Consider the following 22,323-nt stretch of genomic DNA (forward strand, 5'->3'; position numbering starts at 1 on the left):
TGTCGCCCAAACCAGCAACTCCGTCCGGGTGAATATCCGGACGTGAGTCGGGACCTTCTCGATCATCTTCATCGCGAGTCCTGTCGAGCGCCCCACGACTTGCTGACAAAGACACCGCGTGGGAGAACTTGGAATCAGAGGTTGGGGAGCCCCACGCTCTTGTTCCGCACGGCCCAGTCCAGCATCGCGTCGCTGTCCTCCACGCGGATGCGGCTCAGGGACATGCCCCCGCCGCCCGAGTCGAACAGCGTCTTCATGTTGACGCTGATTTCGTCGGACGTGGGGCTCGTCACCGAGGTGCAGCGGACTCCGCCACACGAAGCCGGCTTCCACTGCTGCTCATCCTGGAGCGCGTAGAGCTCGGTGAGGTAGCTGGAGACACGCGAGCTGGGGTGGATGAGCGCGACGCCATCCTGGAGGTTTCCGAACGGGTCCTTCAGCCGCAGCACCCGGTCTCCTCGGGGGAGCGCGAAGGAGAAGGTGCCGCGCACGTCCCACGCCGCGTCGTGCGCGAGCGGATAGGTGCTCCCGGGCAGCTCGTCCTTCCGGGAGACCTCGGAGCGCGGCAGCTTGCTTCCGCTGAGCGCGACCTCCGAGAGGTGCACGACGATGATGTCCCCCAGCGCCACGTCCACGTCGGGGAGCGTCGCGAGGGGCCGCTCGATGCCGCCTGCCCACAGCGTGATGTTCGTCATGGGGCCCGACTGGAGCACCTCCAGCTCCACACGCCCCTCCGCGCCGAACTCCCGGCTGGGGTCGATCTCCGAGATGCGCAGCCGCGCGGGCGTGGCGAAGCCCCGGAAGTCGGCGGAGTCGGACGGCGACTGCACCCGCGCCCCCAGCCGGTCCTTCACCGTGTCCGAGACCGTCACTTCATACTGCTCGCGCGGCACCTGAAAGGCCGTCTGCAACCGCACCTCGGACGTCCCCTGGGGCGTCGCGCCAGTGACGGTGAGGCCCGGAATGGAGAACTGGCCGCCAGCGGGGTCCACGGTGCTCACATCGAGCCGCCGGTCGAAGCGAACCTCGACCTGCGTGGCCGACAGCGCCTGCGCGAACACCACGCGGGGCGAGGCACATGCGACTGCCTCCAGCTGCTCCCACTTCCAGAGCGTCGGCTGCGCATACGAGCCATTCGCCCACAGCGGCGTGGTGAAGGCCACCCGGCAACCCGGGGTCAGCTCGGGGCTCTGCTCCAGCTCCGGCAGGCGGAACAGCAGCCGATAGGCATACGTGGAGCCCGTGGGCACTCCCACCGTCGCGAGCCGGATGGACGAGAACCCACTCCCCGTCCCGTCGCTCGTGTACGCGCCGACGAGCTCACCGCGGAGCGTGACGAGCTCGGAGGAATACTGCGGGATGCTCGTGGGCAGGACGACGCCGCTCACGTCCTGCGCCAACGCCTTCACGGGGTACCCCGTCCCGAGCACCGTGAAGCTCGCGGCGTCGATGCCCGCCCGGAGCACCGTGCTCCGAGTGAGCTTGTTCACCTGGACCCGCACGCGCTCTCCGCCCACGGGGACGGGGGTGAGCGACGCGAGGGGGACCTCCACGAACAGGGCCGGGCCCGCCGTCTCCGCCTGGAGGAAGAAGCCCTCGGGCTCGAGCGGAGTCGACCCCACGCCCGGCTTGACGAAGGTGATGAAGGCACCGTCGATGGGACGGGGCTGCGTGGGGCTCGGCGAGGAGTCGCGCACGGCGGAGATCTGGGACGAGGCCGAGGTGCTCGCATCCAGGACGTACGTCTCCCGGCGAGTGGCCTCCACGTTTCCAACCGGGTCCACCGAGGCGAAGCGCACCGTCGTCGTCTGCCCCACGAGGAGGGGCTGCGAGTAGCGCGGTGAGCTGCTCGAGGGCTCCGAGCCATCCACCGTGTAGCGCGTCTCGCTGCATCCCTTGCCGGTGTCCTGACACGTGAGGTGCACGGCCAGCGGTCCATCGAAGGCGCCGCCCGCGGGCTCGGCGCGAGTCAGCGGGGCCTCCATGTCGAACTCGTAGTCCTCCTGGCGCGGCGCCTCCCACTGGCCCAGGGCATCCACCGAGCGGAAGCGCAGACGCGTGGCGTCGGAGAGCAGGAGGGGCTCGGTGTACGTGAGCCCGTGGGTCTCGGTGGGCTCGGTGCCGTCCAGCGTGTACCGAGTGCTCGCGCAGCCGATGCCCGCGCCATCGCCGCAGGACAGCACCACCGACTGCGCCGTGCGGAACAACCCGCCCGAGGGCGTGGCCACGGTGGTGGGCGCCGCGGTGTCCGACTTGAAGGCGTATTCCTCGCGCACGGTCTCGCTGTCGTTGTCCGCGCCATCCACCGCGAAGAAGAGCAGCGTCGAGGTCTTCGAGAGGGCGAGCGACTGCGTGTAGCGCGCGGATTGCCGCGTCGGCCAGGAGCCATCCAGCGTGTAGTAGAGCTGCGAACAGCTCGTGCCTCCTGTGTCCGCGCACGACAGCGTCACCGTCTGGGGCGTGAAGTACGTTCCCCCCCTTGGCAGCGCGGAGACCGTCGGCTTCTCCCGGTCGATGATGAACGTCACCGTCTTCACGGCCCCCGCGTGGCCCACCCTGTCCACCGAGTAGAACCGCAACACACCGCTCTCCACCACGGCGGTCGAACCCGACACGACCAACTGGAAGGGAGGCACGGGCGCGTTCGCGTCACGCGCGAACGAGGCGTAGGTGGCATAACAGCCCGAGCCCGAGAGGCCGTCATCACACGGCAGATACACCGTCATCCCGGTGTTGAACGTTCCCCCGGAGGGAGAGGCCACCGTCGAGGGCGGCGTGGTGTCGACGATGTAGGGCAGCGACCGGGTGGGCTCCTCGTTGCCCGCCTCATCCACGGCGAAGAACCCCACCTGCGTCCGGGACTCGATGAGGAGGGGGCCTTCGTAGACAGGAGAGCTTCTCGTCGGCTTCGTCCCGTCCAGCGTGTAGTGGATGCGAGCACAGCCGCTGCCCGTGTCACTGCACGAGAGCGTCAGCAGGATGGGCGCGGCATAAGGGCCCCACTTCGGCGAGGCCGAGGTGACAGGGGGCTCCGTATCCACCAGGAACCGCTCGTCTCCCTCCGCGGACGCGTGGCCCGCCCGGTCCACGGCGATGAAACGCAGCCGTGTCGTGGCGGGAATCGACAGCGGCGACGCGTAGCGGGCCGAGGCGGTCGAGGGGGGCGAGCCGTCACTCGTGAAGTGGATGGCGACGCAGCCGGAGCCATCACCATCGTCACAGGTCAATGAGACCGTGAGGCCTCGGCCATAGGTGCCCGCACGAGGCGTCGAGGAGACGGTGGGCGGCTGCGCATCGACGACGAACCGCACCGAGCGCTCGGCCTCGCGATTGCCATCGCGGTCCACGGAGAAGAACCGCAGGGTCGCGCTGACCTCGATGCGCAACGGCTCCGTGTAGCGAGGCGAGCCTGTCGTCGGCGCGCCGCCATCCAGCGTGTAGTAGGTGGCATCACAGCCCAGCCCCACGTCGCTGCACGTGAGGGTCGCGGTGGTCGGCCCCTTGAAGAGGCCCCCCGATGGCGAGACGGCCGTCGTGGGAGGAACGGTGTCCCGCACCGGGGGGTGCCCCCCGTCTTCCCGCGGACCCGCGTCTTCATGCCCACCCGCATCCTCATGGCCGCCCGCGTCCGGCCCGGGGCCTCCGCCCCCGCCGCCACAAGCACTCACCACCCACAGCGCGAGGACTCCAACGAGCCAGGGGGCTCGGAACCGGGACGAAGGGCGTGACATCGAAGCTCCAGGAAGGCGTGGACCACGCCCCAGACCGGGAGAGTCACGGACACCGGAGCGCGCGAATGTGGGGAGGGGGTCAGCCACCGTTCAATCAACGCACGATGTCTGTAGCCACGACGTTGCACGGGTATCACCCACCGTGCAAGCACATTCACCGGCCGGAGCTGCGCCTCAGGAAGAACACCCCCAACCCCAGCCCCGTGGCCCACTTCGCGGCGGCGGCCAGCGGCGTCCGGGAGAGCTTCGCCCCACCCTCCTCCACGGGCGCCTCCGCCTCGCGGGGCTTCTGCTCCATCTGGAGCGAGCGCTGCTCGAGGATGGCGTTGATCTCCGCCCCCAGGAGGACGACCTGTGAAGACAACCACATCCACAACAGCAGCACGATGACGCCACCGATGGCGCCGTAGTTCACGTCGTACTTGCCGAAGTTGGCCACGTACTTGGAGAAAGCCCAGGACGCCGCCACCCAGATGACCACCCCCACCACCGAGCCGGGGGTGATGAAGCGGAAGCGGTTCCGGGTGTCGGGCAGCACGTAGTACAGGACCGCCCACAGGAACATCATCAGCAGGCCCGCCACGGGCATGCGCAGCCACAGCACCACCGTGGCCGCGGGCCCCGGCAGCTTGCCGGCCAGGGCGGGCGCCACCACCGCGGCCAGCGCCGCCAGGATGGTCACCACCGCGACCATCAGCGTCGTGCTCACCGCGATGAGTCGAAGTTTCCACACCGGCCGCGTTTCATCCACGCCGTAGGCCGTGTTCAGCGCGTCCATCAAAGCGACGATTCCACCGGAGGCTGCCCAGATGGCGCCCACGCCACCCACCGTCAGCAGACCCACCGGGTTGCTGCTCGCCAGTGACTCGATGCGCTGCCCCAGGATGCTCGTCACTTCCTGGGGGGCCACCTTGCCCAATTCCTGGATGAGCACCTGGGCCTGGTTCGGGTCGATGATGACGCCCGCCAGCGACACCAGGAACAGCAGGAAGGGGAACAGCGCGAGGATGGCGCGGAACGTCAAAGCCCCCGCGACGTTGCTCACGTCGTCGCGCTTCCACTCCTCCTTCAGGAGCTTGAAGAACTCCTTCCACGCCATGCCTTTGCCCGGCAAGACCATCACGCCCCTCGCCCATGTAGGCCCCAGGGAGCTTGGCCATGCCCACCCCTGGCGGCGCCCCCGCAGCCCCGAGGCGCCTCCCCGGCCGTCCCTCCCCCCGGGGACTGGCTTCCTGAAAAACATTTCATCTTGTAAAAAACACTTCACGCCCGGTCCCCTCCGTCCAGGAGGGCCCGGCGCCCACTTCAGGACTCAGTCCGCCCCGAGGACGCAATGCTCGTTGCATCTCTGCTGAGTGTCAGCCTGGCGCTCATGGCCAGCGCGACACCTGGCGCCGCCGCGGAGGCTCGCACCGAGGCTCCGACCGAAACGCTCTGGCTCGTTCAACCCATGTACCCCGGCCAGGATGCCCTGGTGCAACGGGCCGAGACAGGCATCACGGGACTGCTTCCCGCGGATGTGAAACCTCGGCAGGTGGTGGGCGCGAAGGCCCTGGCCGCGCACCTCCAGGGACGCACCGGCGACCTGGGCTGTCTGGCCGGTGGCGCCCGGTGTCGGGAGCCGCTGGGGACGTACCTGGCCTCGCTGGGGTTGGAGCGCGTGGTGCTGGTGCGGGTGGGCCAGGATGACGCGGGCTATCGCTTCCGCGCGGTGAGCATTCGTTCAGAGAGCGGCGCTCGCGCGGAGGCGGAGACGAGCAATCCCTCCTTCGACCGGGCGCTGGCGGGCGTGCTGGTGAAGTTCCTGTCGCTCAACGCCCTGGTGGAGGCGGTGACGGAGCCCGCCGGTGCCACGGTGTTCATCGACGGGGTGAAGGTCGGGGTGACGCCCTACGCCACGGAGGTGCTGCCAGGAGAGCACACGTTCCGGTTCGAGCTGGCGTCGCACCTGCCGCGCGAGGAGACGCGGGTGGTCGCCTCGCGGGAGCAGGTGAAGCTGAGCCCCGCGCTGGAGAAGGTGCCCGCGCGGCTGGTGGTGAAGGTGCTGCCGGAGGGCACGGCCATCCTCGTGGATGGCTCCGTGGTGGGGAAGGACGCGGTGGACCAGGGCATCCAGCCCGGGAAGCGGACGCTGCGGCTCACGCAGGAAGGCTACGAGCCCCACGAAGTCGAGGCGGACATCGCGCCCGGTGCGACGTACACGCTGGAGCAGGAGCTCAAGCCCACGTCGATGCAGGCCTTCAAGCTGGCCATGCGCCGGCGCCAGGCGGCCACCATGGCGCGGCAGAGCTACCTGGAGGCGTCGTACGAGTTCGCGAGCCTCACCTCCGACACGCTGACCGCGCAGCCGGTGAACACGGACAACGGCGTGGGTGACGTGCGCGGCACGGGCGTGCGGTCTCCGGGCTCGCGGCGGCTTCGCGGGCTGGGGATTGAGTATGGGCGGTACGGCCAGTACTTCGGCGTGATGCTCGTGGGGGCGACCTGGTACTCCACGGGGGATGTCTGGACCATGGGTGTCAACGTGCCGCAGGGCGCGCAGGCATCTCCCGGGCTGACGGGCCTCACGCAGGTCGACACGAAGGTGCAGGTGCTGTCGCTGCGCGCGCTCCAGCCCCAGCTTCGCTACGTGCTGGGCCCCGTGTCGTTCGCCATCCAGGCGGGCCTGGACATGCGCGGGGCGCTCGCGAAGGAGCAGGACGACGGCTCGGGCTTCTCGCCGCGCTTCAAGGACGGCCTCTATGCGCTGGACCTGCATGTGTCCGGACAGGCCACCGCGCGCATCTTCGTCTACGAGGGTCTCTACGCGTCCGTGGCCTACCAGCGGGGCTTCTCCCTGCTGGGCAAGCTGGCCGGGACGAGCAACTTCCGGGGAGGGGTGGGTTATGCGTTCTGAGTCGCGCCGGCTGTTGCTGACGTGTGTGGTGATGCTGGGCGGTGTGGCGTTCGCCGAGCCGCTCGTGGGCCCCTCGGTGGGCAACGCCGACGCGCTCGTCGCCGAGGCCACCAAGCTCTACAACAAGCGGCTGTACGCGGAGTCCTCGCGGCTGTTCCTGCGGGCCACGCGAGCCAACCCGGCGCTGCTCCCGGCGTATCTGGGCCTGGGGCGCGCGCGCATGGGAGCCAAGGAGACGGCGGGCGCCTGCGCCGCGTATCGCGCGTGGCTGAAGAGCGCGCCCGACATCCAGGAGCGCCCCAAGGCGCAGGGTGAGCTGGAGCTGTGCGAGCGGCAGCTCAAGGCCTCTCGGAAGAAGAAGGCCCCGGCGCCCGCGGACCTGACGGCGCGGCACGTGGAGATGAAGGCGGCCTTCTTCGAGGCGCTCGAGGCCGGCAAGCTCGCGGAGGCCGGAGGCGCGGGCGAAGGGCTGCGCACGCTCATCGCGGAGGGCTACCTGGGCGTGGACCTGGCGGAGATGGCGACGCGCTTGAGCACCGCGAGCCGCACGGGCGCGGAGGACGTCCACCGCCGCGCGCTCACGGGCGAGGCCCTGGCGACGGAGCCCCTGAGCACCGCGCGGGCGCTGCTGGATTGGGCGAGGGACACGGGAGAGCCCGTGCCCCAGGCCTCGGCGAAGGGACAGTTCCTGGAGGGACTGGTCGCGCTCCAGGGGGGAGACGCGCGCGGCGCGGAGGGGCTGTTCGCCAAGGCGGCCACGGAGGCGCCTGGGGTGACGGAGTATCGCGTGTGGCGGGCCGCCGCGCTCCAGCGCGCGGGGGACTTGCGCGGGGCGCTGACCGTGATGGAGGCGGACCTCGCGGAGGACCCTCGCACGGACCTGCTGCGCGCGGCGGTGGCGCAGCAGACGTCCGCGGAAGACGGCGCGCGGGAGCTGGAGCGGCTGCTCTTCCAGCGCTACTCGCCGGCCGCGGCGCGCTGAGCGGGCGACGCCCTCACACCCTGGAAGGACCTGGATGTCCCTGTTCATCTGTCAGCGATGCGAGGCGCAGCACGACACCTGGACGGGCGCCTGTCCGGGCTGCGGAGGCACGGAGCTGCTCACCGTGACCCAGCGCGTGGACCGGATGCTGGGTCGCACCGTCGCCGGGCGGTATCGCATCGTCAAGAAGCTGGGCCAGGGTGGCATGGGCTCGGTGTACCTGGCGGAGCAGGTGGGCATCGGGCAGCAGGTCGCGATGAAGTTCCTGCACAGCGGCCTGTCGCTGGACCTGGATGTCACGCGGCGCTTCCTCAACGAGGCCAAGAGCTACGCGCGGGTGGGCCACCCCAACGCCGTCAACCTGCACGACTTCGGACAGGACGAGGAGGGCAACCTCTACATCTCCATGGAGTACGTGGAGGGAGATGACCTCAAGCGCCTGCTCGCGAACGTGGGCCGGCTGAGCGCGCACGAGGCCGGGGACATCATCCTCCAGGTGGCGGACGTGCTGGCGTACGCGCACGGGCGCGGCGTGGTGCACCGGGACCTCAAGCCCGAGAACATCATGGTCCGGCAGGGCCTGCGCGGCTGGCACGTCAAGGTGCTGGACTTCGGCATCGCCCGCATCGCGGACAGCGCCACGCGGCTGACGGCGCAGGGCGCGGTGGCGGGGACGCCTCGGTACATGTCACCCGAGCAGGCGCAGGGCCAGGACGTGGACTCGCGCGCGGACATCTACGCGGTGGGCGTGGTGCTCTTCGAGCTGCTCACGGGCGTGCAGCCGTTCGACGGCACCAGCGTCGCGGACATCATGCAGCGGCAGGTGAACCAGCCCACGCCGCGGCTGGGAGACATCGCGCCGGAGCTGGACATTCCCGCGCTCGACGCGGTCATCCAGAAGGCCACCGCGAAGAAGCGCGTGGAGCGCTACGCGACGATGGAGTTGTTCGCGTCGGACCTGAGCAACGCGCTGCCCACGCTCATCGGGCGGCCGCCCATCAGCGGCGTCAACCCCGTGGTGAAGATGGGCACGAGCAGCAACGTGAACTCGGGCACGCTCATCTACGGCGATGGCACCGAGGACACGATGCTGCGGGGCGCCTCGGAGGCGCCGACCGAGCTGGCCCGCATCAACACGGGGCGCATGACGCCGATCCCCTCCTTGGATGACAGCCCGTCCATCGACAGGACCGAGCAGCTTCCCGTCACGCCCGTGCCCGCGAAGCCCGAGCGCGCGGGGTTCGACAAGACCGCGCACGCGATGTCGCCCTACACGCCCGCGAAGCAGGGCCGCGCGGGCTGGGTGATGGGGCTGAGCATCGCGGGCGTGCTGATTCTCGCGGGGCTCGGGGTGGTGACGGTCCGAGGTGGCGCGAAGGACCAGCCAGCTCCCGCGCCCGTCGCGGAGAGCCCGAAGCCGGCGCCGTCCCCTCCCCCGCCGCAACCCACGGAGCCGCCCCGTCCCGAGCCCGAGGGCACCAGGCCCCCCGAGGCCGTCGTGGCAGCGGAGGACACCGCCGCGCTGGCGCGGAAACAAGAGAAGGCGCTGGACCGACTCATCGAGATTGGCGACGACTTCAACGACGGCGAGCTGTCCAAGGCGTCGGAGAAGCTGGCCCTCGCGCGGAGCCTGGGCCTGGACGTCGTGGAGCCCAAGCTCGCGGAGCTCGGCACGAAGATCGAGGATGCCTCCAAGCGGCTGGCCCGGGCTCGGGCGCGTGAGGACGAAGGCAACTGCGCGGACGCCATCACGCTCTACCGGGCCCTGAAGAAGGACTATCCGCAGCTCGCCGATGCCCAGCGGGGCCTCACCCGGTGCCGGCAGATGCTGCCGCCCGACGTGTCCGAGTAGCACACGGCGGAGCGCAGCCGCTCGGGCACGGGACGAGGCCCCTCTGGCTCAAGTCGACAGCCGGGCATGCACCTGCGAGAGCAGCTCGTAGGAGCGCAGCCGCGCGGCGTGGTCGAAGATCTGCGAAGTGACCATCAGCTCGTCCGGCTTCGTCTCCGCGATGAAGGAGCGCAGGCCATCGCCCACCTGCTCGGGTGCGCCGACGAAGGAGCACGCCAGCATCGTCTCCACCTGCGCCAGCTCGTACTCGGTGATGAGCCCGTCCATGCTCTCCACGGGCGGAGGAAGCTGTCCCGGACGTCCGCGCCGCAGGTTGATGAAGGCTTGCAGCAGCGAGGTGAACAAGCGCTGCGCCTGAGCCTCCGTGTCGGCGGTGAAGACGTTGACGCCCAGCATCGCGTAGGGCTTCTGGAGCACCTCCGACGGCCGGAACTGGGTGCGATACAGGTGCAACGCCTGCATCATCTGCTGCGGCGCGAAGTGCGAGGCGAACGCGAACGGCAACCCCATGGCCGCGGCGAGCTGCGCGCTGAAGAGGCTGGAGCCCAGGAGCCACAGCGGCACCTTGAGCCCCATGCCGGGCACGGCGCGCACGGCCTGCTGGGACGTGGGCTCCTGGAAGTACGCCTGCAGCTCCGCGACGTCCTGAGGAAAGGTGTCGGACGTGTCCACGTGGCTGCGCCGCAGCGCTTGGGCCGTACGGCCATCCGTGCCGGGAGCGCGCCCCAGCCCCAGGTCGATGCGCCCGGGATGCAGCGACTCGAGTGTGCCGAACTGCTCGGCGATGACGAGCGGTGAGTGGTTGGGGAGCATGATGCCCCCCGCTCCCACGCGAATGGTGGAGGTCCCCTGCGCGACATGGCCGATGACCACCGCCGTGGCGGCGCTGGCGATGCCCGTCATGTTGTGGTGCTCGGCGAGCCAGAAGCGCTGGTAGCCCCACCGCTCGGCATGGCGAGCCAGGTCCAGCGTCGAGCGCAGAGCCTCCCCCGCGTTGCTGCCCTGGCGGATGGGAGAGAGGTCGAGAACGGAGAAGGGAATCATCGGAGGGCCCCGGGGCACACTCGCGGAACGAAGGACGGGACCGCCCCGTCCCGGGCAGGCATCACCCCCGGCGCTCCTCCGTTAACCAGGGCCACGCCGATGCGCACGGGAAACGCGGCGAGGCACACAACCCCACGGCTGCCCTCTCCCACCGCCCGCCCCTCCATGGAAGACTCCCAGCAGGGGTCCCTCATGCACGAAGTCAGTCACGCTCGAATGGTGGAGCAGCTCCAGTCCCTCGGGGTCCGCGAGGGCGGCGTGCTCCTGGTCCATACGTCCTTCAAGGCCGTGCGCCCCGTCGAGGGCGGCCCGCTGGGGCTCATCGGCGCCCTGCGCGCGGCCCTGGGTCCACGCGGCACCCTGGTCATGCCCACGATGACCGGCGGGGACACCGTCTTCGACCCGGCCACGACGCCCACCGAGGGCATGGGCATCACCGCGGAGCTCTTCTGGCGCCAGCCCGGCGTGACGCGAAGCACCCACCCCGGAGGCTCCTTCGCCGCCGAGGGCCCTCACGCCGCGGACATCTGCCGCCCCCAGCCGCTCTCGCCGCCCCACGGCCCCGACAGCCCCGTGGGCCGGGTCCACGACCTGGGCGGACAGATTCTCCTGCTCGGCGTGAGCCACGGCGAGAACACGACACTCCACATGGCGGAGGCGCTCGCACGCGTGCCCTACTCCGTCTCCCATCCCTGCATCGTCGAGGTCGACGGCGTCGCCAGCACGGTGATGATCGCCGAGACGGACCACTGCTGCTCCCGCTTCCCGCTCGCCGATGACTGGCTGCGCGCTCGGAACCTCCAACGCGAGGGCACCGTCGGCCACGCCCACGCGCGGCTCTGTGACGCGAGGCCCCTGGTGGACGTCGCGGTGAAGCAGCTCACCGCCGAGCCCCTGACCTTCCTGTGCCCCCAGGACACCGGCTGCGAGCAATGCGACCAGGCGCGCCTGAGCATCGGCGCGTGAAGGCTCAGTCCTCCTCCAGGTCGCGCTTCAGCCGGGAGAGCAGGTTCACCGCCTCGGCCGCATAGGGAGAAATCCACCGGTCGTGGATCTCCTTGAACGGCGTGGCGTTGAGGTAGTTCCACCGCACGCGCCCCTCGCGCACGGCGATGACCAGGCCCGCGCGCTCGAGGACCTTGAGGTGCTGCATCACCGTGCACCGGTCCAGCGTGGCCTCGAAGTGCGCACACAAGTCTCCCGTCGTCCGCGGCGCCGCCTTCAGCAGGTCCAACACCTCCCGCCTCCGTGAGTCCGCGAGCGCCTTGAAGATGAGGTCGTCCTTCTCAGCCCTCTTCATGTTATATTTCTATAACATATCGTCGAACGAAACCCCACCCCCACGAGGAGCCAATCCATGGAGCCCCAGTTCCAGGTGCAGTTGAAGATCCAGAAGCCGGTGTCGGAGGTCTTCGACGGCGTCGTGAATCCGCGCAAGCTCAGCGGCTACTTCGTGAAGACGGCCAGCGCGCCGCTGGTGTCGGGCACCACGGTGAAGTGGAGCTTCGCGGAGGCCCCGGACGCGTTCGACGTCGTCGTCCGCGAGGTGACGAAGGACGAGCGCATCACCCTGGAGTGGGAGGCCGCGGAGGGCGGCTACAACACCCTCATCGAGATGAACTTCAAGCCCATCGATGCCGGCAACACGCTGGTGCAGATTCGCGAGTCGGGCTGGAAGGCGGACGAGAAGGGCTTCAAGTCGTCGTACGACAACTGTGGTGGCTGGATGCACATGATGACGTGCCTCAAGGCGTACCTCGAGCACGGCATCAACCTGCGCGAGGGCGGCGCCTACTGAGCGGGCGCCACCCCGCTTGTCGCTACAGCGAAGGGAGGATGGGCGCGTCCTTGAGACGGGGGGCGCGCAGGTCCTTGGGCGACATCAGCGGCTCGGACACCGGCCAGGGAATGCCGAGGTCCGGGTCGTTCCACGCGATGCAGCGCTCCGTCTCCGGCGCGTACAGCGTGGTGCACTTGTAATGGAAGTCCGCCGTCTCGCTCGTCACGCAGAAGCCGTGGGCGAAGCCCGGGGGAATCCACAGCTGCCGGCGGTTCTCCGCGGACAGCTCCACCGCGGCCCACTTCCCGAAGGTCGGCGAGCCGCGCCGGACATCCACCGCCACGTCGTACACGCGGCCCGCGAGCACCTGCACCAGCTTCCCCTGCCCTTGCGGCTCCTGGAAGTGCAGGCCCCGGAGGGTGCCTCGCGACGAGCGCGAGTAGTTGTCCTGGATGAAGGGCCCGGCGATGCCCGCGTCCGCGTACCGCTTCGCGTGGAACAGCTCCATGAAGAAGCCCCGGTCATCACCGAAGACCTTGGGCTCCACCAGCAACAGCTCCGGAATCTCCAGCGGCAACACCTTCATGACACCGCGCCCCGGTTCTCCGCGACGGCCAGCAGGTACTGGCCGTACTCGTTCTTCCGCATCGGCTCCGCCAGAGCCGTCAGCTGCTTCGCGTCGATGTAGCCCATCCGGTACGCAATCTCCTCGGGACACGCCACCTTGAGGCCCTGGCGGCGTTCGATGATTTCGATGAAGTTCGAGGCCTCCATCAGCGAGCTGTGGGTCCCCGTGTCCAGCCACGCATAGCCCCGGCCCATCAGCTCCACGTCGAGCTGGCCCCGGCGCAGGTACTCCGCGTTGACGTCCGTAATCTCGAGCTCACCGCGAGGGCTCGGCTTGAGCGCGGCGGCGATGTCGAGCACCTGGTTGTCGTAGAAGTACAGCCCGGTGACGGCGTAGTTCGACTTGGGCTTGAGCGGCTTCTCTTCCAGGCTCACCGCCCGGTTGTTCGCGTCCAGCTCCACCACGCCGTAGCGCTCCGGGTCCTTCACGTAGTAGCCGAACACGGTGGCGCCCGACGTGCGTTTCGCCGCGTTGCGCACGCGCTGGCTCAGCCCGTGCCCGTAGAAGATGTTGTCCCCCAGGATGAGCGACACCGGCGACGTGCCCACGAAGTCGCGGCCGATGACGAACGCCTGCGCCAGCCCGTCCGGCCGAGGCTGCTCCGCGTACTCGAAGCGCATGCCCCACTGCTCGCCGGAGCCCAGCAGCTCGCGGAAGCGAGGCAGGTCCTGCGGCGTGGAGATGATGAGCACCTCGCGAATGCCCGCCAGCATCAGCGTGCTGAGCGGGTAGTAGATCATCGGCTTGTCGTGCACGGGCAGCAGCTGCTTGCTGACCACGCGAGTCAGGGGATACAGCCGCGTCCCCGAGCCACCTGCGAGGATGATGCCCTTCATATCCACCTCTCGAAGTCAGGTTCCTCGCGCGGCCTTCCAGCTCGCGTGGAAACGGGAGAGCGACTCGGCCAGGTCCAGCGGCTTCTCGGCCAGCTCGGCGCGGGCCTTGTCCGTCTTGAGCCCGCTCTTCAGCGGCCGAGGACTGGGCAGCTTCAGGTCCGCCATGCGCGTGGGGATGACGAGCCCCGCGTCGAACCCGAACACCTCACACAGCGCCCGCCCGAATGCCACGCGGTCCATCACCGCGCCGCCGCAGGTGTTCCACACCCCGCCGAGCTTGCGCTCACCCAACTCCACCAGCATCGCCGCGACGTTGTCCGCGAGCGAGGGCGAGACAATCTGGTCGTCGAACAGCCGCACCGACTGGCCCTTCGACAGGTTCGTCACCAGCCACGCGCCGAAGTTGAGCCGGCCTTCCACGGGAGGCCAGCCGTACACCACCGCCGTCCGAGCAATCGCGGAGCCCGGCGCGAGCACTCGCACCGTCTGCTCGCCCAGGTGCTTCGTCAGCGCGTAGACGCCGCGCGGGTTGGGCACGGCCGCTTCATCGTACGGGCCCGCGTCGCCGTCGAAGACGTAGTCGGTGGACACATGGACCAGGTGAGCCCCGGCCGTCCGCGCCCCGCGCGCCACCGCCGCCGTCGCCTGGACGTTGGCCGCGTACGCCGCCTCCGCGTTCTTCTCGCAGGAGTCCACGTCCGTCATGGAGGCGCAGTGGATGACGACGTCCGGCGCCGCCGAGGACAGCGCCTGGGCCACGTCCGCGTCCCGCGTGAGGTCCACGGAGACGTAGTCGTACGTGCCCCCCGTGCGCCGAGGCCCTCGCCCCAGGCCGACCACGGCATGGCCCCGCTTCTCCAGCAGCTCGCACGCGCGGCTGCCCACCAGCCCGTTGGAGCCCGTGACGAGGACGCGCATGTCAGGCCTTCCCCTGGAGGCGGTGGCGGTACTGCGTCTCGAAGTATTGCCGGTACGCGCCGCTCATCACGCGCTCCCACCACGCGGGGTGGTCCACGTACCAGCGCACCGTCTCCGCCAGCCCCTGCTCGAAGGTGTGCGCGGGCGTCCACCCCAGCTCGGCGCGAATCTTCGACGGGTCGATGGCGTAGCGCCGGTCATGCCCCGGTCGGTCCTTCACGTACTGGATGAGCGACTCGGGCTTGCCCACGAGGCCGAGAATCGCCTTCACGATGTCGATGTTGCGGCGCTCCGCCCCACCGCCGATGTTGTACACCTCGCCCGCGCGGCCCTTCTCCAGCGCGAGCAGCAGCGCCTGGCAGTGGTCCTCCACGTGCAACCAGTCGCGCACGTTGGCGCCGTCGCCGTACACCGGCAGCGGCCGGTCGTGCAGCGCATTGACCACCATGAGGGGAATCAACTTCTCCGGGAACTGGTAGCGGCCGTAGTTGTTCGAGCAGCGCGTCACCACCACGTCCATGCCGAAGGTGTGGTGATAGGCGAGCGCGACCAGGTCGGAGCTCGTCTTGCTGGCCGAGTACGGGCTGGAGGGCTTGAGCGGAGACGACTCGGTGAAGGCGCCGGTCGGGCCCAGCGAGCCGTACACCTCATCGGTGGACACCATCACGAAGCGCTTCACGCCTCGCGCGCGGCTGGCCTCCAGGAGGCGCTGGGTGCCCAACACGTTGGTGGTGACGAAGACCTCGGGCCCGAGGATGGAGCGGTCCACGTGGCTCTCGGCCGCCAAGTGCAGCACGGTGTCGATGGCGTGCACCGACATCAGGTGCTCCACGAGCTCGCGGTTGCCGATGTCGCCTCGGACGAAGACGTGGCGCGGGTCTCCCTCCAGGTCGGACAGGTTCTCCAGGTTGCCCGCATACGTGAGCTGGTCGAGGTTGACGACCGTCCAGTCGGGTCGCTCGCGTCGCAGGTACCTCACGAGGTTGGAGCCGATGAAGCCACACCCTCCTGTCACCAATACGTTCATGTGTCGCGGGCCTCGGGAGCTCGGAGAGTGTGCCTGCGTATCGGAGGGGGTGGCGACGGTCAAGGCGCTCGGGAGGGCCGCGCTTGTGTACGCCCCCTCGCGGCGCTAAGGGAACCGGGCGTGAAAGAGAGCCACCGCAGCCCCTCCACATCGACGCCCCGGGAAGTCCACCAGCTCGTGCCACGGCTCGCGTGGGGAGACGGGGTGGGCAACCAGGCGCGCTACCTCCAGGGCCTCCTGCGCGGCTGGGGCTACACGTCCGACATCTTCGCCGAGGACTGGGATGATGCGTGCAAGGACCAGGTCCGGCACGTGCGCGAGTACGAGAAGCAAGCCCGCCCGGACACCGTGCTGCTCATCCAGCACAGCTTCCAGTCGCGGCTCGTGCCGCTCATCGCTCGAGTGCCTGGCCGCAAGGCCATCATCTACCAGAACGTGACGCCCGCCCGGCTGTTCGAGGGGTTCGAGCGCAAGGTGGCCGCCGCGTGCGACGCGGCCCGGGATGAGCTGCTGGAGCTGCGGCCGCACGTCGAGCGGGCCTTCACCTATTCGAAGTTCAGCGCCGAGGAGCTGGTGGCCGCGGGCTACCGCTCCGTGGTGACGATGCCCTTCGCCATCGACTGGACCGCGTTCGACACGCCTCCGGACACAGCGCTCCAGGCGGAGCTGAGCGACGGGTACTCCAACATCCTCTTCGTGGGCCGAGCGGTGCCCAGCAAGAAGGTGGATGACGTGCTGCGCGTCTTCGCCGCGTACCAGCGGCTCTACCAGCCGCGCAGCCGCCTCATCATCGCGGGCTACCTGCACCGGGACAGCGCCTATGGCGCGTACCTGCACGGCCTCAAGGACGTCCTGGGCATCGAGCGCGTCGTGTTCATGGGCCGGGTGAGCCCCGCGCAGCTCTCCGCGTGCTTCGCGACGGCGTCGGCGTATCTCTCCATGAGCCGGCACGAGGGCTTCGGGGTACCACTCCTGGAGGGCATGTACCGCAACGTGCCCGTGGTCGCGTACGGCGCGGCGGCGGTCCCGGAGACGATGGGCGGCGCGGGCCTCACCACGCTGTCGGATGACCCCGCGGAGGTCGCGCAGTTGCTCGCTGTCTTGGACCGGAACCCCGCGCTGCGGGCCCAGGTGCTCGAGGCGCAGCGGGCCCGGCTGGGGGCGCTGTCGCAGGAGTTCGTCGCGGAGCAGGTGCGCGCGGCGCTGGATGACCTGCTGTCTTCGCGTCCCACCGAGGTTTCCTCCTCGGCCGCATCCGCCACCGTGGAACTGGTGTGTCCCGGATACACGATGCATCCCGAGGCGGAGTCGTCCCGGCTGACCCGGCGACTGGCGGAGCGCTTGCCGGGCGCGCGCGTGCTGGCCTTGAGGCCGCGCGGCGAAGCGGCCTCGATGGAGCTGCGCGAGCAGCAGGTGGACGGAGTCCCCGTGTGGCACTTCACGCCGGACCAGCCCGCGAGCCGGGTGAGCGAAGTCCTTCCCGGCGCGTCCTCGCTGGAGACGGCGGTGCGCGTCTCGTCGGCGCCGGTGGTGCTGGTGGGCGTGGACACGCTCAGCGCGCAGGCGCTGCTCCCGTATCTGGGGGCGAGGGCGTGGGGCGTGCACGTGGCGGGGCAGCCTTCCACGGCCCTGGAGGCCGCGCGGAGCCATTTGCAGGACCGACTGGTGATGATGGAGTCCTCGAACGCCGAGGCGGCCATCACGACGTTGTGGGAGGGGTTGCGTGCGCGCTGAGGACCTGTTGACGGATGCGCCCTCGGCCGAAGCCGTGGCGAGGGAAACCCAGAAGCTGCCAGAGGCTTCCGCCGAGGCACTGGAGTCCCTGCGCCGCGCGCTGGAGTCCTCCACGCGGCAGGCGACTCCCGCGCCCTGGCCCACGCTGCTCCTGGAGGCACGCGGGAAGATGGACAGCCGCTACGCCGGACCGGTGACGTCCCACCGGGGGGGCGTCTCGGGTCCCGCGCTGGTGCTCGCGAAGCGTGCCTTCCGGCTCCTCTTCCAGCCGTTCATCAACGAGGCGCTGCGAAAGCAGGTCGAGTTCAACGAGTCCATCCTCGATGCACTCGCCACGATTCACGACGTGCAGCGCGAGCACGCGCGGACGCAGGCCACCTGGCGACAGGAAGTCGAACGACGGCTCGCGCGCATGGAGGAAGCAGCCCAGGCGGGCACGGCCCCGGAGGCCCCTGCCGCGAACGACAGTCCCCCGGAGCCCCCGCGAGGGCCCGGTGGAGGAAGCGCCCGACGCCGCTCGGGCCGACGCTAGCCGCGCGTCACCGAGCGCCGTGTGTCCCACCACCGGCGCTCCATGAGGGGCTCCGCGCTACGACTTGCCCCACTGCCGCGTGGTCTTCACCACCTGCTTCACCCACGGGTGGACGGCGGGCACCGACTTGAGGGTCCGGTTGACCAGGTCCACCAGCGCATAGCGCGCGGGCCGCTCCTCGGCGCCATCCGGCGTCAGGCCGCTGGCGGCGCGCTTGAGCAGGCCGTGCACCGCGGGAATGCGCTTGAGCGTGGAGTTGAGGGTGTCCACCACGTTGTAGCGCAGGGGCGTCTCCGTCGCCGCGACGGCGGAGCTGACGACAGGCGCCATGGCCTGCTCGGGCGGAGGCGCGCGAGCCGCATCTGGGGACGCCAGAAGCATGAAGGCCGCCAGCTGGATTCCCTCGGGAAGGGGGCGGCGAAGCCCCTGGTGGAGCTGGAACAACAGCTCCTCATGCCGCCGAGGATTGACGCCGGAGATCATCGACCCCTTGCGCCGCCGATAGTGGAAGTGGAGCGCGTTCGTGACGAGGAAGCGGTGCCCCGCGTGCGCCAGGCGCAGGTAGAGGTCCCAGTCCTCGTAGCTCGTCAGCTGCTCGTTGTAGCGATGCGTGTCGAAAAGCGACCGGCGCATGAGTGACGTCGCGCACGACAGGCGGTTGGCCACCATGCCCAGCGAAGGACAGTCCCCGATGAAGAGCGCGTAGTCGATGAACCTCCGCTGCGCGCGCGCCTCGTCGGTGTCGAAGTACCCCGTCGACGGCACGACGACGTCGAACTCCGGGTGCCGCTCGAGGGCCTCCACCGCCATGCGGATGAACGTGGGGCTGATGCAGTCGTCCGCGTCCAGCGGCAGGATGTAGTCACCCGTGGCCGCACGCAGGCCCACGTTGCGCGAGGCAGGCAGTCCCCGGTTCGTCGGATTGCGGATGAGCTTCACGCCGCTGAGGCCCACCTTGGCATCCGCCTCGATGCAGGCCAGCACCTCGTGGTCGAACGCGCTCGTCGAGGCATCGTCCACGACGATGACCTCGATCTCCGGGTAGTTGCTGTCCGCGATGCTCGCCAGGGTCTCCGGAAGGAAGCGCCCCAGGTTGAAGTTGGTGACGAGGACGCTGACGCGGGGCAAGGCCTTGGCTCGCGCCTCCGGCGCAGGCTTCTTCCGCTCCTTCTCCCAATAGGGAGCCGCCGCCGTCCACTCCACGGGCTGGAGCTCCGGCGAGCGCCAGGCGCGCTCGAGCGCATCCGCGAGCCCTTCGACACCGCCATCGAACTTGTGGCAGTTCACCCCATCGACGAAGGGCGTGCCCGACGCGAAAGCAATACACGCCCCGTTGAGCACCAGCGTCGCCCCCGCGGCGGAGGCTTCGTACGCCGTGAGGTTGAGGGATTCGTAGTCCGAAGGAATGACGACGATGCCCTGCCGCATCAGCGCGTCACGGTCCTTGCTAGGCCCCGTGAAGATGAAGCGGGGGCGCAAGTCCTCCGGAATCAGCGCCTGGACGGAGGCCAGATAGGCGGAGTTCGCCGCGTGGCAGGCCAGGACCGCGTTGCCCCGGTACTCCGGGAACCTGCGCATGAACGTGGCCACGCCCCGGACGAACAGGTCCGTGCGCTTGACGCCCTGGATCTTGGTGACGAAGAGCACGTCCCGCTCGCCTTCGGCACGCAGCGGAACCTGGTCCGGCTTGGATGCCACGGGAGGGAACTCTTGAATGACCTTGTCCAGCCACGTCCGGGGAAACCCGTAGTAGGAGCGGTTGAACTCGGCGACCCCCGCCAGATGCGTGATGACGAGGTCCGCGTCCAGCAGCGCCTTGCGCTCGAACTCGAAGGTGCCCAGGCTCTCGCGGCTCAGGACCTGCCGCTCGAACGGCGCGAGGATTCCGGCCGTCGAGTGGACCCGCACCGCGATTTCAGTGTCCAGCAGCCCGCAGCCCAGGAGCTTCTCCTGGATGGCGCAGAAGGCCCAGCCTCGGTAGTCCGGGAACTCGATGACGTCGAAGTGGGTCCCCTCCGCCGCCAGCCGACGCAGGTGCAGCAACAGCTCCATCGAATGGGCGTGACAGACGGTATCGGTGAAGGCCGCGGAGGGAGGATAGACGCCCCCTTCGTCGAAGCTCGGCTCCCACTCGGAACGAGCCTTCGCGATGTGGGCCTTCACCTTGCCGTGGAAGACCTGCTCCACGTCGAGCGGGCGCACCTGCAGATAGGACGGGAGGAGCACGTGCAGCTCCACGCCCGTCTCGCGGTGGAGCGAGTCCTCGATGAGGTTGTGGATGATGCGGCCAATCCCCCCCGCGGTGAAGGGATACAGCTCATCCGTGACCAGACAGACGCGACGAGGTCTCATGATTGAACGAATGCCTCCAGGACGCTGACAGCCTCGGCGACCAGGGCCTGCTCGTAGTCCTCCATCATCTTCACGAGTTCGTCCGGCGTGCGCTCGCGCAGGGACACCAACTGCTCGATGGCCGAGGAGACCACTTCCACGGAGTCCACGCCCGCCACCTGGGTCAGCCGCTGATAGGGATGCGCATCCAGGGCGCCCAGGCTGAGCGACCCATGGACACACGGGATGCGCAGCGCGAGCGACTCCAGTCCTGTCATGGGCTGGCACTCGGAGAGAGAGGCATTGAGGACGATGTCGCAGCGGCGAATCAGCTCGAACAGCTCCGTCCGGCTGGGGCGCGAGACGTGGTGGACGCGCCGAGTGCCCTTGAGAGACTCCGGCAGGCGATAGCTCGCCGTGACGTAGATGTCCTTGATGTGAGGCGAAGCCTGGCAGGCGAAGAGGTTGGTGTAGAAGTTCTTCCGCCAGTCATTGGGCGTCGGGATGAGCGCGGCCCCCGAGAGCGCGCGGCCCCGTGCGGTGCGCTCGGCCTCCGACATCTTGGGCGGCAGGTTGATGACCGTCTTGGGGAAGATGTCCTTCGCCAACAGGTGCATGCCCGGCTTGACGGTCGCCAACGCGTCGATGACCCCGCGACGCTTCAGCTCGACGAGCTGCGTGAAGCAATCCAGCTCGGACGTGTAGTGGAACTGCGCCGTCGAGCCGTGCCACAGCGAGAGGATGCGCACCGACGAGCCCATCGCCCGGCGCAGCAACACCATGAGGTCGTGGGCGTTGTTCGAATAGCCGTGCACCAAGACCGAGCGGCAGCCGCTGCGGTCGATGACCTCGATGGCGGCGCGAAGCTCGCGCTCGTCCATGGGGCGCTCGGCGGTGATGGCCAGCTTCTGGCCCGGCAGGTAGCCCGAGGCCGCGCGGATGCCGTGCCACTCCTGGTGGAAGACCTGCATCACCCGCCCGAACTGCGGCAGGTCGAAGGCCCAGCGCGTGTCCAGCGCGGCGTTGTGGATGAACCCCGGAGGCGACGACTGGGGCGTGTACCCCACGGGCGCGTCCGGGAAGGACACGCGCGAGGACCGCAGGCGCGCGAGGTCATCCGACAGCGACTGGAGACGCTGGCGGCGCGCGAAGCGCTCGGTCTCCACCGCGAGCTGCTCGGTCAGCTCCGTCACCTGCGCTTCCAGGTTCGCGGCGGGCTCCGACAGGGACTTGCTGGCGCGGCTCGCCCACTCCAGCAGCCGAGGCGTGGCGCGCGCGTGCAGGGCCTCCAGCGTCAACGGCTGGGACTCGTCACGAGGAGCCTCCGGCCCCAGGAGCTGGAAGTAGCGGCGCCCTTTTCCCCCCTGGCGCTTGAGGACGTAGACATCGTGGGAATCCACGAGTCCCGGCCCGTGGTGCAAGTCCCACCCGTCCGGCAGCAGGTCCGCGAACGCGTGCAGCCAGCTCCCCGGGTGCTTCGAGGCGTCCCACACACTCGTGGGCATCAACGGGTTCTCCACCAGCACCAGCATGCCGCCGGGGAGCACCAGCTGCCCCAGGGTCTCCAGCATCCCGGTGATGCGCTCGCTCGGGTTGTGCACGAGCGTGGCGACCGTGAAGACCAGGTCGAACTTGCGCCCCTCCACCGCCGCGAGTGGATCGTCCCCGCAGAAGATCCGCTCCTCGACGGGGTGCAGCGACGCGGGCGGCTCCTGCCGGAGCGGCGCCGTCATCGACTCGGAGATGTCGTACCCGTGGTAGCGGACGCGGGAAAGCTGGGAGATGTAGGTCGCGTGGTGACCGAAGCCACAACCAAACTCAAGGACGGACAGCGTCCGGTCCAGCCGGCGCTGCTCGGAGCGAATGAGGGTGGTCAGGACGCGCTCCTGCTGACCCCTCGCGATGTTTCCCTGACCTTCGCGGACGCGCGCCAGTTCCCGGTAGGAATGGCCGTTGGTCGTCTTCCAGAAGTGGAGACTCTCGCTCATCTGGGCCGCGTCCCCAGCGGGGCCCTCGCTCTTGATGTCTTTGT

At 69.3% G+C, this 22,323-nt stretch carries 17 protein-coding genes; 7 read left to right on the forward strand and 10 right to left on the reverse strand.

The window, feature by feature from the left end; all coding sequences use genetic code 11:
- Window positions 1-134: 134 nt before the first annotated feature.
- The gene (locus tag MYSTI_RS25050) at window positions 135-3,731 is read right to left on the reverse strand and encodes a chitobiase/beta-hexosaminidase C-terminal domain-containing protein (RefSeq protein ID WP_015350599.1); all 3,597 of its coding nucleotides are present in this window, start codon (window positions 3,729-3,731) and stop codon (window positions 135-137) included.
- A gap of 154 nt (window positions 3,732-3,885) precedes the next feature.
- Window positions 3,886-4,851, reverse strand: coding sequence for a YihY/virulence factor BrkB family protein (locus MYSTI_RS25055; RefSeq protein WP_015350600.1), 966 nt, complete (start codon window positions 4,849-4,851; stop codon window positions 3,886-3,888).
- A gap of 213 nt (window positions 4,852-5,064) precedes the next feature.
- Between MYSTI_RS25055 and MYSTI_RS25060 the strand changes: the two genes are divergently transcribed.
- Genes MYSTI_RS25060 through MYSTI_RS25070 form a run of 3 tightly spaced genes read left to right on the forward strand, consistent with a single transcriptional unit; the run spans window position 5,065 to window position 9,461 of the window.
- Window positions 5,065-6,627, forward strand: a complete 1,563-nt coding sequence (locus MYSTI_RS25060; RefSeq protein WP_015350601.1) for a PEGA domain-containing protein — start codon at window positions 5,065-5,067, stop codon at window positions 6,625-6,627.
- Window positions 6,617-7,609 carry a hypothetical protein gene (locus MYSTI_RS25065; protein ID WP_015350602.1) on the forward strand — a complete coding sequence of 331 codons (993 nt, stop codon included), beginning with the start codon at window positions 6,617-6,619 and terminating at the stop codon, window positions 7,607-7,609. The genes MYSTI_RS25060 and MYSTI_RS25065 overlap by 11 nt, the downstream gene beginning before the upstream one ends.
- Before the next feature lie 34 nt (window positions 7,610-7,643).
- Window positions 7,644-9,461, forward strand: a complete 1,818-nt coding sequence (locus MYSTI_RS25070) for a serine/threonine-protein kinase (protein ID WP_015350603.1) — start codon at window positions 7,644-7,646, stop codon at window positions 9,459-9,461.
- 48 nt (window positions 9,462-9,509) lie between these two features.
- Here the strand turns inward: MYSTI_RS25070 and MYSTI_RS25075 are convergent, their stop codons facing one another.
- Window positions 9,510-10,505: an LLM class flavin-dependent oxidoreductase gene (locus MYSTI_RS25075; RefSeq protein ID WP_015350604.1), complete on the reverse strand. Its 996-nt coding sequence runs from the start codon at window positions 10,503-10,505 to the stop codon at window positions 9,510-9,512.
- 192 nt (window positions 10,506-10,697) lie between these two features.
- On the opposite strand from MYSTI_RS25075, the gene MYSTI_RS25080 reads away from it, so the two are divergent.
- Complete coding sequence (locus tag MYSTI_RS25080) at window positions 10,698-11,471, forward strand: AAC(3) family N-acetyltransferase (protein ID WP_015350605.1); 774 nt, start codon at window positions 10,698-10,700, stop codon at window positions 11,469-11,471.
- 4 nt (window positions 11,472-11,475) lie between these two features.
- Here the strand turns inward: MYSTI_RS25080 and MYSTI_RS25085 are convergent, their stop codons facing one another.
- Complete coding sequence (locus MYSTI_RS25085) at window positions 11,476-11,805, reverse strand: ArsR/SmtB family transcription factor (protein WP_015350606.1); 330 nt, start codon at window positions 11,803-11,805, stop codon at window positions 11,476-11,478.
- Between the two features lie 57 nt (window positions 11,806-11,862).
- On the opposite strand from MYSTI_RS25085, the gene MYSTI_RS25090 reads away from it, so the two are divergent.
- Window positions 11,863-12,303 (forward strand): SRPBCC domain-containing protein, encoded by a 441-nt coding sequence (locus tag MYSTI_RS25090; protein ID WP_015350607.1) that lies wholly within the window; start codon window positions 11,863-11,865, stop codon window positions 12,301-12,303.
- 22 nt (window positions 12,304-12,325) lie between these two features.
- Here MYSTI_RS25090 and rfbC read toward each other — a convergent pair whose 3' ends face one another.
- From rfbC to rfbB, 4 genes are read right to left on the reverse strand one after another with little or no spacing between them, the layout of a single operon-like run.
- Window positions 12,326-12,871 (reverse strand): dTDP-4-dehydrorhamnose 3,5-epimerase, encoded by a 546-nt coding sequence (rfbC, locus tag MYSTI_RS25095; RefSeq protein WP_015350608.1) that lies wholly within the window; start codon window positions 12,869-12,871, stop codon window positions 12,326-12,328.
- Window positions 12,868-13,749: a glucose-1-phosphate thymidylyltransferase RfbA gene (gene rfbA / locus MYSTI_RS25100; RefSeq protein ID WP_015350609.1), complete on the reverse strand. Its 882-nt coding sequence runs from the start codon at window positions 13,747-13,749 to the stop codon at window positions 12,868-12,870. The genes rfbC and rfbA overlap by 4 nt, the downstream gene beginning before the upstream one ends.
- 15 nt (window positions 13,750-13,764) lie before the next feature.
- Window positions 13,765-14,667: an SDR family oxidoreductase gene (locus MYSTI_RS25105; protein WP_015350610.1), complete on the reverse strand. Its 903-nt coding sequence runs from the start codon at window positions 14,665-14,667 to the stop codon at window positions 13,765-13,767.
- A 1-nt stretch (window position 14,668) separates the two neighbouring features.
- Window positions 14,669-15,694 carry a dTDP-glucose 4,6-dehydratase gene (gene rfbB, locus MYSTI_RS25110; RefSeq protein ID WP_015350611.1) on the reverse strand — a complete coding sequence of 342 codons (1,026 nt, stop codon included), beginning with the start codon at window positions 15,692-15,694 and terminating at the stop codon, window positions 14,669-14,671.
- A 177-nt stretch (window positions 15,695-15,871) separates the two neighbouring features.
- Between rfbB and MYSTI_RS25115 the strand changes: the two genes are divergently transcribed.
- Together MYSTI_RS25115 and MYSTI_RS25120 are read left to right on the forward strand one after the other, a co-directional pair.
- On the forward strand, window positions 15,872-17,428 hold the full coding sequence (locus MYSTI_RS25115) for a glycosyltransferase (protein ID WP_233277949.1): 1,557 nt from the start codon (window positions 15,872-15,874) through the stop codon (window positions 17,426-17,428).
- Complete coding sequence (locus MYSTI_RS25120; RefSeq protein ID WP_015350613.1) at window positions 17,418-17,960, forward strand: hypothetical protein; 543 nt, start codon at window positions 17,418-17,420, stop codon at window positions 17,958-17,960. The genes MYSTI_RS25115 and MYSTI_RS25120 overlap by 11 nt, the downstream gene beginning before the upstream one ends.
- A gap of 57 nt (window positions 17,961-18,017) precedes the next feature.
- On the opposite strand, the gene MYSTI_RS25125 is transcribed toward MYSTI_RS25120, so the two are convergent.
- Window positions 18,018-20,312: a glycosyltransferase gene (locus MYSTI_RS25125; RefSeq protein ID WP_015350614.1), complete on the reverse strand. Its 2,295-nt coding sequence runs from the start codon at window positions 20,310-20,312 to the stop codon at window positions 18,018-18,020.
- Window positions 20,309-22,279, reverse strand: a complete 1,971-nt coding sequence (locus MYSTI_RS25130) for a class I SAM-dependent methyltransferase (RefSeq protein WP_169558662.1) — start codon at window positions 22,277-22,279, stop codon at window positions 20,309-20,311. Before MYSTI_RS25130 ends, MYSTI_RS25125 begins: the two co-directional genes overlap by 4 nt.
- Window positions 22,280-22,323: the final 44 nt, after the last annotated feature.

The organism is Myxococcus stipitatus DSM 14675, assembly GCF_000331735.1.
Lineage (GTDB): Bacteria > Myxococcota > Myxococcia > Myxococcales > Myxococcaceae > Myxococcus > Myxococcus stipitatus.

Coding starts and splice junctions, on each gene's coding strand:
- MYSTI_RS25050 (WP_015350599.1), bottom strand. CDS start 3,731: ATGTCACGCCCTTCGTCCCGGTTCCGAGCCCCCTGGCTCGTTGGAGTC.
- MYSTI_RS25055 (WP_015350600.1), bottom strand. CDS start 4,851: ATGGTCTTGCCGGGCAAAGGCATGGCGTGGAAGGAGTTCTTCAAGCTC.
- MYSTI_RS25060 (WP_015350601.1), top strand. CDS start 5,065: ATGCTCGTTGCATCTCTGCTGAGTGTCAGCCTGGCGCTCATGGCCAGC.
- MYSTI_RS25065 (WP_015350602.1), top strand. CDS start 6,617: ATGCGTTCTGAGTCGCGCCGGCTGTTGCTGACGTGTGTGGTGATGCTG.
- MYSTI_RS25070 (WP_015350603.1), top strand. CDS start 7,644: ATGTCCCTGTTCATCTGTCAGCGATGCGAGGCGCAGCACGACACCTGG.
- MYSTI_RS25075 (WP_015350604.1), bottom strand. CDS start 10,505: ATGATTCCCTTCTCCGTTCTCGACCTCTCTCCCATCCGCCAGGGCAGC.
- MYSTI_RS25080 (WP_015350605.1), top strand. CDS start 10,698: ATGCACGAAGTCAGTCACGCTCGAATGGTGGAGCAGCTCCAGTCCCTC.
- MYSTI_RS25085 (WP_015350606.1), bottom strand. CDS start 11,805: ATGAAGAGGGCTGAGAAGGACGACCTCATCTTCAAGGCGCTCGCGGAC.
- MYSTI_RS25090 (WP_015350607.1), top strand. CDS start 11,863: ATGGAGCCCCAGTTCCAGGTGCAGTTGAAGATCCAGAAGCCGGTGTCG.
- rfbC (WP_015350608.1), bottom strand. CDS start 12,871: ATGAAGGTGTTGCCGCTGGAGATTCCGGAGCTGTTGCTGGTGGAGCCC.
- rfbA (WP_015350609.1), bottom strand. CDS start 13,749: ATGAAGGGCATCATCCTCGCAGGTGGCTCGGGGACGCGGCTGTATCCC.
- MYSTI_RS25105 (WP_015350610.1), bottom strand. CDS start 14,667: ATGCGCGTCCTCGTCACGGGCTCCAACGGGCTGGTGGGCAGCCGCGCG.
- rfbB (WP_015350611.1), bottom strand. CDS start 15,694: ATGAACGTATTGGTGACAGGAGGGTGTGGCTTCATCGGCTCCAACCTC.
- MYSTI_RS25125 (WP_015350614.1), bottom strand. CDS start 20,312: ATGAGACCTCGTCGCGTCTGTCTGGTCACGGATGAGCTGTATCCCTTC.
- MYSTI_RS25130 (WP_169558662.1), bottom strand. CDS start 22,279: ATGAGCGAGAGTCTCCACTTCTGGAAGACGACCAACGGCCATTCCTAC.